The 13470-nt window shown below is 51.0% G+C and carries 13 protein-coding genes, 1 rRNA gene and 1 riboswitch; all 14 genes read left to right on the plus strand.

The genetic code is table 11. From position 1 onward, the window contains the following. The first annotated feature begins 38 nt into the window (after positions 1-38). A 5S ribosomal RNA gene (gene rrf / locus ACHWTJ_RS00240) occupies positions 39-154 on the plus strand. A gap of 99 nt (positions 155-253) precedes the next feature. Beyond that, positions 254-451, plus strand: coding sequence for an NETI motif-containing protein (locus ACHWTJ_RS00245; RefSeq protein ID WP_023467064.1), 198 nt, complete (start codon positions 254-256; stop codon positions 449-451). A 208-nt stretch (positions 452-659) separates the two neighbouring features. Next, positions 660-761, plus strand: a riboswitch (purine riboswitch). Positions 762-850: 89 nt separating this feature from the next. Then, entirely contained in the window at positions 851-1342 is a 492-nt protein-coding gene (gene purE, locus ACHWTJ_RS00250) for a 5-(carboxyamino)imidazole ribonucleotide mutase (RefSeq protein WP_294750139.1), read from the plus strand. Next, positions 1339-2442, plus strand: a complete 1104-nt coding sequence (gene purK, locus ACHWTJ_RS00255; protein WP_394678917.1) for a 5-(carboxyamino)imidazole ribonucleotide synthase — start codon at positions 1339-1341, stop codon at positions 2440-2442. The genes purE and purK overlap by 4 nt, the downstream gene beginning before the upstream one ends. After that, on the plus strand, positions 2439-3734 hold the full coding sequence (gene purB / locus ACHWTJ_RS00260) for an adenylosuccinate lyase (RefSeq protein ID WP_394678918.1): 1296 nt from the start codon (positions 2439-2441) through the stop codon (positions 3732-3734). The genes purK and purB overlap by 4 nt, the downstream gene beginning before the upstream one ends. 59 nt (positions 3735-3793) lie before the next feature. After that, positions 3794-4501, plus strand: coding sequence for a phosphoribosylaminoimidazolesuccinocarboxamide synthase (purC, locus tag ACHWTJ_RS00265; RefSeq protein WP_223041307.1), 708 nt, complete (start codon positions 3794-3796; stop codon positions 4499-4501). Continuing rightward, on the plus strand, positions 4498-4746 hold the full coding sequence (gene purS / locus ACHWTJ_RS00270; protein ID WP_023467069.1) for a phosphoribosylformylglycinamidine synthase subunit PurS: 249 nt from the start codon (positions 4498-4500) through the stop codon (positions 4744-4746). The genes purC and purS overlap by 4 nt, the downstream gene beginning before the upstream one ends. After that, entirely contained in the window at positions 4743-5426 is a 684-nt protein-coding gene (gene purQ / locus ACHWTJ_RS00275) for a phosphoribosylformylglycinamidine synthase subunit PurQ (RefSeq protein WP_394678919.1), read from the plus strand. Before purS ends, purQ begins: the two co-directional genes overlap by 4 nt. After that, positions 5407-7626 carry a phosphoribosylformylglycinamidine synthase subunit PurL gene (gene purL / locus ACHWTJ_RS00280; protein ID WP_394678920.1) on the plus strand — a complete coding sequence of 740 codons (2220 nt, stop codon included), beginning with the start codon at positions 5407-5409 and terminating at the stop codon, positions 7624-7626. Before purQ ends, purL begins: the two co-directional genes overlap by 20 nt. Then, positions 7602-9011 carry an amidophosphoribosyltransferase gene (purF, locus tag ACHWTJ_RS00285; RefSeq protein ID WP_133208497.1) on the plus strand — a complete coding sequence of 470 codons (1410 nt, stop codon included), beginning with the start codon at positions 7602-7604 and terminating at the stop codon, positions 9009-9011. Before purL ends, purF begins: the two co-directional genes overlap by 25 nt. Positions 9012-9027: 16 nt before the next feature. Continuing rightward, a complete protein-coding gene (gene purM / locus ACHWTJ_RS00290) occupies positions 9028-10062 on the plus strand; it encodes a phosphoribosylformylglycinamidine cyclo-ligase (protein ID WP_294747923.1) in 1035 nt (344 codons plus the stop codon). Further along, the gene (gene purN, locus ACHWTJ_RS00295) at positions 10059-10634 is read left to right on the plus strand and encodes a phosphoribosylglycinamide formyltransferase (protein WP_290780203.1); all 576 of its coding nucleotides are present in this window, start codon (positions 10059-10061) and stop codon (positions 10632-10634) included. Before purM ends, purN begins: the two co-directional genes overlap by 4 nt. Next, positions 10631-12151 carry a bifunctional phosphoribosylaminoimidazolecarboxamide formyltransferase/IMP cyclohydrolase gene (purH, locus tag ACHWTJ_RS00300; protein ID WP_394678921.1) on the plus strand — a complete coding sequence of 507 codons (1521 nt, stop codon included), beginning with the start codon at positions 10631-10633 and terminating at the stop codon, positions 12149-12151. The genes purN and purH overlap by 4 nt, the downstream gene beginning before the upstream one ends. Positions 12152-12166: 15 nt before the next feature. Next, entirely contained in the window at positions 12167-13429 is a 1263-nt protein-coding gene (gene purD / locus ACHWTJ_RS00305; RefSeq protein WP_394678922.1) for a phosphoribosylamine--glycine ligase, read from the plus strand. The last annotated feature ends 41 nt before the right edge of the window (positions 13430-13470 follow it).

Consider the following 13470-nt stretch of genomic DNA (forward strand, 5'->3'; position numbering starts at 1 on the left):
TTGTTGATGACTTCAGTTTTGAGGGCGCGAGCCCGTCGTCTGGTGACGATAGCCAAGTGGTCACACCCGTTCCCATGCCGAACACGGAAGTTAAGCACTTGAACGCCGAAAGTAGTTGGGGGCTTCCCCCTGTGAGGATAGGACGTTGCCAGGCAAACGGTGGTTCTGGAGCATACGCTCAAGGGCCGCCGCTTTTTTGTGTCTTTTTGTAGAAAGGCATGCATCCATTTTAATGAAGGGACTGAACAGGGATATGGCGAAAAAAACGAAACTACGCGTAGCCGTCGAAGAGAACGAGACGATTGGTGCCTGTTTGGATCGTATCGATGCCATGGGATACCGCCCGACGGTCCGACGAGAAGAGCCGATCTTTGGATTAGACGCGAATGGCGAACCGTATCCAATTCGTCAGCAAATCGTCTTCGATTGCAAAGTGAAAGAGAACGAATAACTGCCTAAAGCATACTCCGATTCATGTGGAGGGTGCTTTTTTTAGTGCTCGATTCGATGTGATACCTCCCAAGAAATAAACTCCGAATGGACACTAAACAAAATCAGAAAAATACCTTTTAAAACCGAACGATAAATTTTCAGAAAATTAAATTGTTCGCCTTTGGTTGACGCCTTGGGATGGACTTGTTAAGATGAAGTCGTGACAGGATGATTGAATATAAACACCTCGTATAATAGCAGGGATATGGCTTGCAAGTTTCTACCCAACGACCCTAAATCGTTGGACTATGGGGTATATGGATGTTCGTCGATATTTCTTTGGCGTACCTTTTTATACCCTAAGCCACCCTTTTAGCCGTGGTTTGGGCTTTTTTTATGCATAAAGGAGGAAACAGCGATGGGAAATGTAGAAGTCGGCGTCATCATGGGAAGTCAATCGGATTGGAAAACGATGAAACATACATGTGATGTGTTGGAGCAACTTGAGATTCCATACGAAAAGAAAGTCGTTTCCGCACACCGGACACCGGATCTAATGTTTCGTTATGCTGAATCAGCACGTGAACGAGGACTGAAGGTCATCATTGCCGGTGCAGGCGGTGCTGCTCATCTCCCGGGCATGGTCGCTGCTAAAACGACATTACCCGTTATCGGTGTTCCTGTGAAAAGTAGAGCGCTCCAAGGAATTGATTCCTTGCTCTCGATTGTTCAAATGCCAGGTGGAGTACCGGTCGCAACGGTCGCCATCGGAGAAGCAGGCGCAAAAAACGCCGGATTGCTAGCTGCTCAAATTCTCTCGATTCAAGATGAACGACTTGCCCGCAAGCTCGATCATATGCGAGTCGAACTAGAAGGAGACGTCATTGCATCTGGAGGGAACCTGCTATGAAACGAATCGGGATACTAGGCGGCGGTCAACTTGGTCGAATGATGGCTCTGTCGGCGCGTGAGATGGGCTTTGAGATTCTGACACTCGATCCAACGGACAACGCACCATGTGCGCAAGTGGCGGATCAACATATTCAAGCTGCTTTCACGGATGTCGAGGCAGCGAAACAGCTCGCAGCTGAATCAGATGTCGTCACCTACGAATTTGAGAATATCTCAACGGAAGTCGCTGAAGCGATCGGGACGAAACTGATTCATGGAACGGATCTCCTCTTTCAAACGCAACATCGGGTACGGGAAAAAGAGATGATTGAACGCATTGGACACTCTGTCGCTCCGTACTATCCGGTGACGCATCCGTCTGACTTAGAGGAAGCAAAACAACGACTCGGGTTACCGTTCGTCTTAAAGACAGCACGATTCGGATACGACGGAAAAGGACAGACCGTCATTCGGACGGAAGAACAGTTCCAAGCGGCAATCAAACAATTCGAACCAACAGAGTATGTTGCGGAGCAGTGGTTACCGTTTGATCAGGAAATTTCCGTCATCGTTACTCGCAGCGCAACAGAAACACGTGTATTCCCGGTCAGTGAGAACATTCATCAAGAGAACATTTTGCATCTATCGATCGTACCGGCACGGATTTCTGAATCACTCGAACAAGAAGCGATTGCGCTCGCTGAATCGATCGCGGATGCCGTCGGGCTGATCGGTACACTGGCTATCGAGTTGTTCGTCGTTGGTTCTCGACTAATCGTCAATGAACTAGCACCCCGACCACACAATTCGGGACACTATTCAATCGATGCTTGCGAAACATCCCAATTCGAGCAACATATCCGTGCCATCAGTGGTCTCCCACTCGGTGATACCCGTCTGACGACACCGGTCGTCATGGCGAACATCCTGGGTCAGCATGTCACAGCATTATACGAGGAACTACCGAGACTAAGCGCTCGGACGAAAGTTCACTTATATGGAAAAGCAGAAGCCAAGACAGGACGCAAAATGGGCCATTTGAACATTCTTGCGGACACCGTCGACGATGCTTTGGCAGAAGTCGAACGCCTGTCGATATGGAAGGAGACAGTTCAATGATCGAACGGTATACACGTCCTGAGATGAAAGCGATCTGGACCGAACAAAACAAATTCGAGGCTTGGTTAAAAGTCGAGATCCTTGCGTGTGAAGCATGGAGCGAACTAGGAGTCATCCCGAAAGAGGACGTCCAGTTGCTTTGGGACAATGCCTCTTTTGATGTCAACCGCATCCTTGAAATCGAGCAAGAGACACGTCATGATGTCATCGCCTTCACGCGTGCCGTCTCTGAGACACTCGGAGAAGAACGCAAGTGGGTCCATTACGGACTCACGTCAACGGACGTCGTCGATACAGCACTCTCGTATCTATTGAAGCAAGCAAACGACATCCTTGCTGCGGATCTCGATCGATTCATCGACATCTTAAAGGTCAAAGCGAACGAACATAAATATACGGTCATGATGGGACGCACACATGGCGTACATGCAGAACCGACGACGTTCGGTCTGAAACTAGCGCTTTGGTATGAAGAGATGAAACGAAACAAAGTCCGTTTTGAAGCAGCACGTGAGACGGTCGAATACGGCAAGATGTCAGGTGCCGTCGGAACATTCGCAAACATCGACCCATTTATTGAAAAGTATGTCTGCGAAAAGTTAGGAACAAAACCGGCTCCGGTCTCAACGCAAACGTTACAACGTGATCGTCATGCACACTACATGTCGACACTTGCTCTGATTGCAACATCAATCGAAAAGATGGCAACAGAAATTCGTGGTCTGCAAAAGACGGAGACACGTGAAGTCGAAGAATTCTTCGCTAAAGGTCAAAAAGGATCATCGGCGATGCCGCACAAGCGGAATCCAATCGGTTCAGAGAACATGACAGGTCTTGCCCGAGTCATCCGTGGACACATGGTGACGGCGTACGAGAACGTTTCACTCTGGCACGAACGGGATATCTCCCATTCTTCGGCAGAACGCATCATTCTTCCGGATGCGACAGGACTGCTCAACTATATGTTGAACCGTTTCGGAAACATCGTGAAGAACTTGACGGTCTTCCCGGACAACATGAAGCGGAACATGGACCGGACGTTCGGCGTCATCTTCTCGGGACATGTCTTACTCGCTTTAATCGAAAAAGGCTGGTCGCGTGAAGCAGCGTATGATTTCGTTCAACCGCGTGCGATGCAGGCGTGGGAAGAACAAATCATGTTCCGTGACTTGTTGTGGCAAGAAGAAAAGATTCAACAGCTTTTCACAGAAGAAGAGCTCGATGCGTGTTTCGATCCGACGTACCATACGAGTCGCGTCGATGAAATTTTTGAACGGTGTGGCTTGAACTAATCAACCTGAGACGGGGCACGTGCCCCGTCTACATCTTAGGATCATGGGGGACGAAAGCGATGCAACCACTTTATGAAGGAAAAGCAAAACGATTGTACACGACGCAGGAGCAGGATGTGCTCCGGATCGTCTATAAAGACGAGGCCACGGCATTCAACGGCGAGAAAAAAGAAGTCTTTGCTGGAAAAGGCGAATTAAACAACCGATTGACGAGTCATTTCTTTGAAATCCTCGAACAAGCGGGCATTCCGACACATTTCATTGAACGTGTCTCGGAGCGCGAACAGCTCGTACGTCGTGTCACCATCATCCCACTCGAAGTCGTCGTCCGAAACGTCGTCGCGGGGAGCTTGAGTAAACGGCTCGGTATCGAAGAAGGTACGGTGCTCGAAACACCAATCGTTGAGTTCTACTATAAAGATGATACGTTAGGCGATCCACTCGTCACCTCATCACACATTAATTTACTGAAGATTGCGACTTCTGAAGAGTTAAAAGAGTTGTCGGACAAAGCGCTTCGCGTAAACGAAGTATTGCAACCTTACTTCCGTCAAAACGGAATCACGTTGATTGATTTTAAATTGGAGTACGGCAAGACGGCAGACGGAACGATTCTACTAGCAGATGAGATTTCACCCGATACATGCCGCCTGTGGGATCAGGCGACAGGAGAACATCTCGATAAAGATGTCTTCCGCCGCAATATCGGTTCACTGACAGAGACTTACCAAACACTATTCAATCGCCTAGGGGGAAACACACAATGAAAAAAGTCATCGTATCGATCGCATTACGGGAAAGCATTTTAGATCCACAAGGAGTTGCTGTAAAAGGCGGATTGCAACAGCTTGGTTTTACGGGTGTCGAAAGTGTTCGAATCGGAAAACAGATTGAACTGCTCGTTGAAACGGAAACGACAGAAGCGATGATTCATGAGATGTGTCAAAAATTACTCGTCAACACGGTGATGGAAGATTACCAGATTACGATCGAAGAGGTGACGCCAGCATGAAGTTCGCGGTCATCGTCTTTCCGGGATCGAACTGTGATTTAGATATGTACCATGCAGTCAAGGATGCGCTCGGAGAAGAAGTTGAATATGTCTTCCATACCGAAACATCACTTGAAGGCTACGACGGCGTCCTACTGCCGGGCGGATTCTCCTACGGAGATTACCTTCGTTGCGGTGCGATCGCACGTTTTTCACCAATCATGGAAGAAGTCAAACGCTTTGCGGCAGAAGGGAAAACGGTCCTCGGGGTATGTAACGGATTCCAGATCCTTGTCGAAGCGGGACTCTTGCCAGGTGTCTTGCACCGCAACAACGGCTTGAAGTTCATGTGCCGGACGGTTGAACTAAAGGTTGAAAACACGAAGACACGATTTACATCGGATTATCTGCCAGGCGAGACGATTTCGATTCCAATCGCGCACGGTGAAGGAAACTACTACTGTGACGATGCGACTTACGCGATGCTCCAAACGAACGGACAAATCGCCTTCACGTATGTCGACAATCCGAACGGCTCACGCGGTGATATCGCCGGGATCACGAACAAAGCCGGCAACGTTCTCGGGATGATGCCACACCCGGAACGAGCGGTCGAGTTATTGACTGGCGGAACAGATGGACTAAAACTCTTTACTTCACTCGTCAAACAGGGGGCACACCATGCTAAAACAACAGTCTGAACCAACACCAGAATTGATTCAAGAGCAACGCGTCTATGCCACGATGGGCTTAAGTGATACGGAATACCAGATGGTCGTCGATTTACTCGGACGCCAACCGAACTATACGGAAACAGGATTGTTCTCGGTCATGTGGTCCGAGCATTGTTCATACAAGACATCTAAACCCGTCCTCCGTCAATTCCCAACGACTGGACCACGTGTCTTACAAGGACCAGGGGAAGGTGCAGGTGTCGTTGATATCGGCGATGAGCAGGCAGTCGTCTTTAAGATCGAAAGCCACAACCATCCATCCGCTGTTGAACCGTACCAAGGGGCTGCGACAGGCGTCGGCGGAATCATTCGTGACATCTTCTCGATGGGCGCACGACCGGTCGCACTCATGAACTCGCTCCGCTTCGGGCATCTCGGTACACCACGTGTCAATCAACTGTTCGAACAAGTCGTCGCTGGGATCGCGGGTTATGGCAACTGTGTCGGTATCCCAACGATCGGTGGCGAAATCGGATTTGATCGCTCGTATGAAGGCAATCCACTCGTCAACGCGATGTGTATCGGTTTGATCAACCATGCCGATATTCAAAAGGGTCAGGCAAAAGGTGTCGGCAACTCAGTCATGTACGTCGGTGCAGCTACTGGACGCGACGGGATCCATGGTGCGACGTTTGCCTCGGAGGATCTCGGAGAGGATACGGAAGCAAAACGTCCGGCTGTTCAAGTCGGTGATCCATTCATGGAGAAGCTATTGATTGAAGCGTGTCTTGAAATCGTCGGGCATCCGGCACTCGTCGGGATGCAGGACATGGGTGCTGCCGGACTGACATCGTCTTCAGCGGAGATGGCTTCAAAAGCCGGTATGGGCATCGAGATGCACCTCGATGACGTTCCACAACGAGAAACAGGGATGACTGCTTACGAAATGATGCTCTCGGAATCACAGGAGCGGATGTTACTCGTCGTCAAACGTGGTCGCGAAGCAGAGATCGAAGCGATCGTCAGCAAATGGGGACTCCATGCCGTTCACGTCGGAGAAGTCATTGAAGAGAAGGTCTTACGGTTGATTCATCACGGAGATATCGTGGCAGAAGTTCCAGTTGATGCGTTAGCAGAAGAAGCACCAGTCTACGAAAAACCATCGCGCGTCCCTGCGTATTACGAAGAATTCCAAGCGATGGAAGAGACACTTCCAGTCGTTGAAGACGTCGTTGAGACATGGCGGGCATTACTTCGTCAGCCGACGATCGCTTCAAAACGTTGGGTCTACGATCAGTACGATCATATGGTCCAGACATCAACAGTCGTCGCACCAGGATCAGATGCAGCCGTCATCCGTGTCCGCGGCACGAACAAAGCGCTCGCGATGACGACCGACTGTAACAGCCGCTTCGTCTACTTGGATCCATATGTCGGTGGACAGATCGCGGTGGCGGAAGCAGCCCGTAATATCGTCGCGAGTGGGGCGACACCACTCGCCATCACGGATTGCCTGAACTTCGGAAATCCGGATAAACCAGAAGGCTTCTGGCAGTTGCAGCAAGCAACAGCCGGTATGGCTGAAGCATGTCGTGTCCTTGAGACACCTGTCATCGGAGGAAACGTCTCACTCTACAACGAGTCAGCCGGTCAAGCGATTCACCCGACACCGGTCGTCGGAATGGTTGGCTTACACGAGCAAACGGAATGGATCACAACGCAACACGTCAAACAAGCTGGTGACCAGATCTATCTATTAGGAGAAACAACAGCCGAGTTTGGTGGTAGTGAGCTTCAATATATGCAATTCGGTAAATCATTCGGTCGCGCACCACAGATCGATTTAGCCGTTGAACACGCACGCTTACAATTGTTACAGCAGGCAGTACAAGCAGGTGAAGTCAATGCGATGCATGATGTGTCAGAAGGTGGTCTAGCCATCGCTCTCGCTGAGATGACGTTTGGAACGGATCTCGGGTTGACGGTTCAGTTTGACGGACCAACCTTACACCTGTTCAGTGAATCGCAATCACGCTTCGTCGTCACGGTGCCACAAGCGCACGTCACAGCATTCGAACAACGGACTGGTGCTCAAGCGATCGGTGTCGTCACGAACGATGAACTTCTCGTCATCGAAACGGTAGAGACACGGATCGAAGCAGACCGTTCGACCTTACAGGGAGACTGGGAAGGAGCAATCGCGTGTTATATGACATCAAAGGACTAAATGAGGAGTGTGGCGTCTTCGGGATCTTCGGACAACCGAATGCAGCGCAACTCGCCTATTACGGCTTGCATAGCTTGCAACACCGGGGACAGGAAGGGGCAGGCATCGTCACGAGTGACGGTGACGACCTCTTCCCGCACCGTGGGCAAGGACTCGTAACGGAAGTCTTTTCGGAAGAGACACTGACGAATCTGAAAGGACATCATGCAATCGGACATGTCCGGTATTCGACAGCAGGAGGAAACACGCTTGAGAACACTCAACCGCTTCATTTCAAATCGCGGACGGGAGATCTCGCCCTCGCACATAACGGAAACCTCGTCAACGCGGATTCACTGAAGCACCTGTTAGAAGCAGAAGGTGCCATCTTTCAGACGACAAGTGATACGGAAGTCGTCGCCCATCTCGTCAAACGCAGTAAGCTCGACACACTTGAAGACCGGATTGCTGACAGTCTCGCCCGTCTCGTTGGAGCGTTCGCCTTCCTTTTCTTAACGGAAGACACGTTATTCGTAGCGGTTGATCCACACGGGTTGCGTCCATTGTCACTCGGGAAGACACCGGACGGCGGCATCGTATTCGCGTCAGAGACATGTGCCTTTGATATCGTCGGCGCGGAGTTCATTCGTGATATCGAGCCAGGGGAGCTTGTAACGATCACAGAACACGGCATGTCGTCTCGTCAATACATGGAACCACGTGAACGGGCGATGTGTTCGATGGAATACATCTACTTCTCACGTCCGGATTCAATCATTGATGGCGTCAACGTCCATACAGCACGCAAAGCACTTGGGAAAAAGATGTATGAAGAAGCGCCGGTTGAAGCAGACGTCGTTACCGGAGTGCCGGATTCAAGTATTTCGGCAGCGATCGGTTACGCGGAAGCGAGTGGAATTCCATATGAAATGGGATTGATCAAGAATCGGTATGTCGGACGGACGTTCATCCAGCCGTCACAAGAGTTACGGGAACGTGGGGTCAAAATGAAGTTGTCCGCGCTACGCGGCGTCGTACAAGGAAAGCGTGTCATCATGGTCGATGATTCAATCGTCCGGGGAACGACGAGTCGTCGTATCGTCGGTTTGTTACGGGAAGCGGGTGCGACGGAAGTCCACGTCCGCATCACGGCACCACCGATTACGAATCCATGTTATTACGGGATTGATACATCGTCAAAAGACGAGCTGATCTCTGCCCGGTTGATGCCGGAAGAAATCCGTCAGGAAATCGGTGCGGATTCACTTGAATTCTTAACTGTACCGGGCATGGTCGATGCCATCGATCGCCCGTTCGATGGACCGTTAAAAGGACAATGTACCGCTTGCTTCACAGGAGAGTATCCGACACCGCTCGGTTCGCTCGAGTTAGAAGCTAAACTTTGATAGATGGGGGAAGAACATGAGCAAACATTACGAAGCAGCAGGTGTGAGTCTGACAGCAGGATATGAGTCAGTCACGCGAATGAAAAAACACGTCGCCCGTTCGATGCGTAAAGAAGTATTGACGGGACTCGGTAGCTTTGGTGCGATGTTCGACCTCAGCCAATTGCAGTTGAAAGAACCAGTCCTCGTCAGTGGGACAGACGGTGTCGGTACGAAGCTGAAACTCGCTTTCGCACTGGAACAACACGATACGATCGGAATCGACTGTGTCGCGATGTGTGTGAACGATATCATCGTCCAAGGCGCGGAACCACTTTATTTCCTTGATTATATCGCGCTCGGTCAGGCGATTCCGGCGAAGATCGAACGGATCGTCGCAGGTGTCGCGGAAGGGTGCGTCCAAGCGGGATGTACGTTAATCGGTGGTGAGACAGCAGAAATGCCAGGAATGTATGCGGACGGCGAATACGATATCGCCGGGTTCGCCGTCGGTGCCGTCGAGAAACAAAAATTGATCACAGGTGATCAGGTCGCGGCGGGAGATGTCATTCTCGGTCTCGCTTCGTCTGGCGTCCATTCGAACGGGTTTTCACTCGTCCGTAAAATCGTCGCCGACAGTGGTCTCCGCTACGAAGATGAAGTCATGATGCTCGGTCATACGCTCGGAAATGCGCTCCTAATGCCAACACGTATCTACGTCGAAGCGGTCAAAGCAGCCCTTGAGACGGAAAAGATTCAAGCGATGGTCCATATTACGGGTGGTGGATTCTACGAGAACGTACCACGAGTCTTACCGGAAGGTCTTGGCGCATCGTTCGACCCGAAAAAGTGGCCGACGTTACCAGTCTTCGACTGGCTCGAGCAAGCGGGTGATTTGCCACGACATGATATGTATAATGTCTTCAACATGGGGATCGGTTTCATGTTGATCGTCAAACCGGAAGATGTCGCGGAAGTGACAGCACGCCTCGCTCGTGAAAATGAGACAGCGTACGTGATCGGTCAGGTGACCGATCAAGAAGGTGTTCGGATTCAAGGAGTCGACGCATGAAGATCGCCTGTTTTGCATCAGGAAGCGGTAGTAATGTCGAAGCACTTTTTGAAGCAATCGAGGCAGGAGCGTTACATGCCTCGATTGAACTGATCGTCTGCGATCAACCGGACGCAGCAGTCATTGAACGGGCGAAACGACGCGGATGTGACGTCTTCGTCTTTCGGGCGAAGGACTATCCGGATAAACCGAGCTTTGAGCGGGAAATCATTGCCCGTCTTGAAGCGAAAGGTGTCGAACGGATCATTCTCGCCGGCTACATGCGATTGATTGGCGAAGAGTTGCTCGGACGATATGCAGGGCGGATCGTCAACATCCACCCGTCGCTACTTCCGGCCTTCCCGGGAAAAGATGCGATCGGACAAGCATTTCGTGGCGGAGTTAAAATCACAGGTGTTACAATTCATATAGTCGATGAAGGCATGGACACAGGACCAATCATGGCTCAAGAAGCCGTCCGGATTACAGAAGAGATGACGCGTGAAACATTGCAACAAGCGATTCAGCGTGTCGAACATAGACTGTATCCGCAAGTCATCGAAGAGTGGATGAAAGAGGAGGCAAACGTATGAGAGCGTTAATTAGTGTGTCGGATAAAACAGGAATCGTCGAATTAGGACGAGCGTTTCATGAAGCAGGGATCGAGCTCGTCTCGACAGGCGGAACACATCAAGCGTTAGAGGAAGCTGGGCTTCCGGTCATTGGTATCAGTGAAGTCACACAATTCCCAGAAATGCTTGATGGACGTGTCAAGACGCTCCATCCAATGGTTCATGGTGGATTACTCGGTCGTCGTGACCTCGAATCGCATCGTGAGCAGATGGCTGCGCAACAGATTCAACCGATTGATTTCGTCGTCGTCAATTTGTATCCGTTCAAGCAGACGGTCTTACAAGAAGACGTCGCTTATGCTGATGCAATCGAGAACATCGATATCGGTGGACCGAGCATGTTGCGTTCAGCAGCGAAAAATCACGCAGCTGTCACGGTCGTCGTCGACCCAGCTGATTACGAAACGATCGTTGCTGAGATTCGTGAAGGCGGTACGACGTTTGAGACACGTCAACGTCTTGCGGCGAAAGCCTTCCGTCATACAGCGGCGTACGATGCGTTGATCGCGGATTATTTCTTGACGCAAACAGGTGAGAAGTTCCCGGATCAGTTGACGATCACGCTTGAAAAAGTCCAGGATCTCCGTTACGGAGAAAATCCACACCAAGAAGCAGCCTTTTATAAAACACCGATTTACCGTGGAGCTTCTCTCGCTTCAGCGAAACAGTTACACGGTAAAGAGTTGTCGTATAACAACATTCAAGATGCGAACGCCGCACTCGAAATTCTCGACGAGTTCCGTGAAGCAGCAGCCGTCGTCGTCAAACACATGAACCCATGTGGTGTTGCCGTCGGTCCAACGATCGGAGAGGCATTCCGCCGCGCTCATGCAGCCGATCCAGTGTCGATCTTCGGTGGCATCGTCGCCTTGAACCGTGAAGTCGATTTAGAGACAGCAGAACAATTAAGCGGCATCTTCCTTGAGATCATCATCGCCCCATCCTTCACGGAAGAAGCATTCGCCTTGTTGTCAGCGAAAAAGAACATCCGTCTGCTTGAACTTGACGTCAAACGTGTCCAAGCAATCCGTTATACGGCAGTCGCTGGCGGCATGCTCGTTCAAGACAGTGACGATGAGACATTAGATGATGCAGCCGCACGCGTCGTCACGGACCGCAAACCGACAGCAGCGGAATGGGAAGATTTGAAACTCGCATGGCGCGCCGTCAAACACGTCAAGTCGAATGCGATCGTTCTCGCGAAGGACGAAGTGACCGTCGGTGTTGGTGCAGGTCAGATGAACCGTGTTGGTTCAGCGAACATCGCGATTACGCAAGCTGGAGAAAAAGCGGTTGGTGCGTCCCTTGCTTCCGATGCCTTCTTCCCGATGGGGGACACAGTCGAAGCGGCAGCAGCAGCTGGCATTACGGCAATCATTCAACCAGGCGGCTCGATTCGCGACCAAGAGTCGATCGATGCGTGTAACAAACACGGCATCACGATGGTCTTTACGAACGTTCGACATTTCAAACACTAAGCGGAGGCGATTTGAATGAAGGTATTGGTGATTGGTAAAGGAGGGCGTGAACACGCGCTCGTCTGGAAGCTGGCACAGGATGAACGGATCGAGACAGTGTATGCGGCGCCCGGAAATGCCGGGATGACACAAGCCACATGTGTTCCGATCGCCGAAGATGCTATCGATGAACTCGTGACGTTCGCACAAGACGAACAGATTGATTGGACGATCGTCGGACCAGAAGGACCACTCGTTCTCGGAGTCGTTAACGCCTTTCAGGCAGCGGGACTGCAGATCTTCGGACCAACACGGGAAGCGGCGGCGATCGAAGGAAGTAAGCAGTTTGCAAAAGAATTGATGGAGCGTGCCGGTATTCCGACCGCTGCTCACGCAGTCTTTACTTCAGCAGCAGATGCAGAAGCGTATGTTCGCAAAGCGGGTGCACCGATCGTCATCAAAGCCGATGGACTTGCTGCCGGAAAAGGCGTCACAGTCGCAGAAACTGTCGACCAAGCGCTTGCAGCAATTCACGATACGTTTGCCGGAGAATACGGTCATCAAAGCCGCGTCGTCATCGAAGAATGTCTAGTCGGGGAAGAATGTTCGTTGATGGCATTCGTGCACGAAGAGACCGTCATCCCGATGGTATTGTCGCAAGATCATAAACGAGCGTTTGACGGTGACTTAGGTCCGAACACAGGAGGAATGGGCGCGTATTCACCGCTTCCTCAGTGGGACGAAGCAGCGTTGACGACAGAAGCTGTTGATCGCATCATTCAGCCGCTCGTCGATCAGATGGCAAGCGAAGGGATTCCGTTCACCGGCTTCCTCTATGCCGGTCTGATGCTGACGAAACAAGGACCATTTGTCATCGAGTTCAATGCTCGGTTCGGTGATCCGGAAACAGAGGTCATTCTTCCGCGCTTAGAGACGCCGTTGCTTGATGTCATCATGCCGTTGATGGACGGACAGACACCAGAAGTCGTTTGGACAAATCAAGCAGCTGTCGGTGTCGTCGTCGCAGCAGAAGGATATCCGGAAGCGCCAAAAACGGGACAAGCGATTCCACTTGATCAGATTGGGAACGGTCTTCTCGTCTTTCATGCCGGCACGGCAGAACGAGACGATCAACTTGTCTCAGCTGGTGGACGTGTCCTCGTGTGTGTCAGCCGTGCTGAGACAATCGAGCAGGCTGTCGAACAGGTCTATGCAAACTTACCAGACGTGACGGATCAGCCATTCTTTTACCGAACTGATATCGCTCAAAAAGCCTTTCGTGCCTCGCATGAATCATGATATCTGAACCAGACGTGCTCGAAGGAGTCGCGTCTGGTTTT

This window comes from uncultured Exiguobacterium sp. (assembly GCF_964277885.1).
In the GTDB taxonomy this organism is placed as follows: domain Bacteria; phylum Bacillota; class Bacilli; order Exiguobacteriales; family Exiguobacteriaceae; genus Exiguobacterium_A.

Coding starts and splice junctions, on each gene's coding strand:
- purE (WP_294750139.1), top strand. CDS start 851: ATGGGAAATGTAGAAGTCGGCGTCATCATGGGAAGTCAATCGGATTGG.
- purM (WP_294747923.1), top strand. CDS start 9,028: ATGAGCAAACATTACGAAGCAGCAGGTGTGAGTCTGACAGCAGGATAT.
- purB (WP_394678918.1), top strand. CDS start 2,439: ATGATCGAACGGTATACACGTCCTGAGATGAAAGCGATCTGGACCGAA.
- purQ (WP_394678919.1), top strand. CDS start 4,743: ATGAAGTTCGCGGTCATCGTCTTTCCGGGATCGAACTGTGATTTAGAT.
- purL (WP_394678920.1), top strand. CDS start 5,407: ATGCTAAAACAACAGTCTGAACCAACACCAGAATTGATTCAAGAGCAA.
- ACHWTJ_RS00245 (WP_023467064.1), top strand. CDS start 254: ATGGCGAAAAAAACGAAACTACGCGTAGCCGTCGAAGAGAACGAGACG.
- purS (WP_023467069.1), top strand. CDS start 4,498: ATGAAAAAAGTCATCGTATCGATCGCATTACGGGAAAGCATTTTAGAT.
- purN (WP_290780203.1), top strand. CDS start 10,059: ATGAAGATCGCCTGTTTTGCATCAGGAAGCGGTAGTAATGTCGAAGCA.
- purC (WP_223041307.1), top strand. CDS start 3,794: ATGCAACCACTTTATGAAGGAAAAGCAAAACGATTGTACACGACGCAG.
- purK (WP_394678917.1), top strand. CDS start 1,339: ATGAAACGAATCGGGATACTAGGCGGCGGTCAACTTGGTCGAATGATG.
- purH (WP_394678921.1), top strand. CDS start 10,631: ATGAGAGCGTTAATTAGTGTGTCGGATAAAACAGGAATCGTCGAATTA.
- purD (WP_394678922.1), top strand. CDS start 12,167: ATGAAGGTATTGGTGATTGGTAAAGGAGGGCGTGAACACGCGCTCGTC.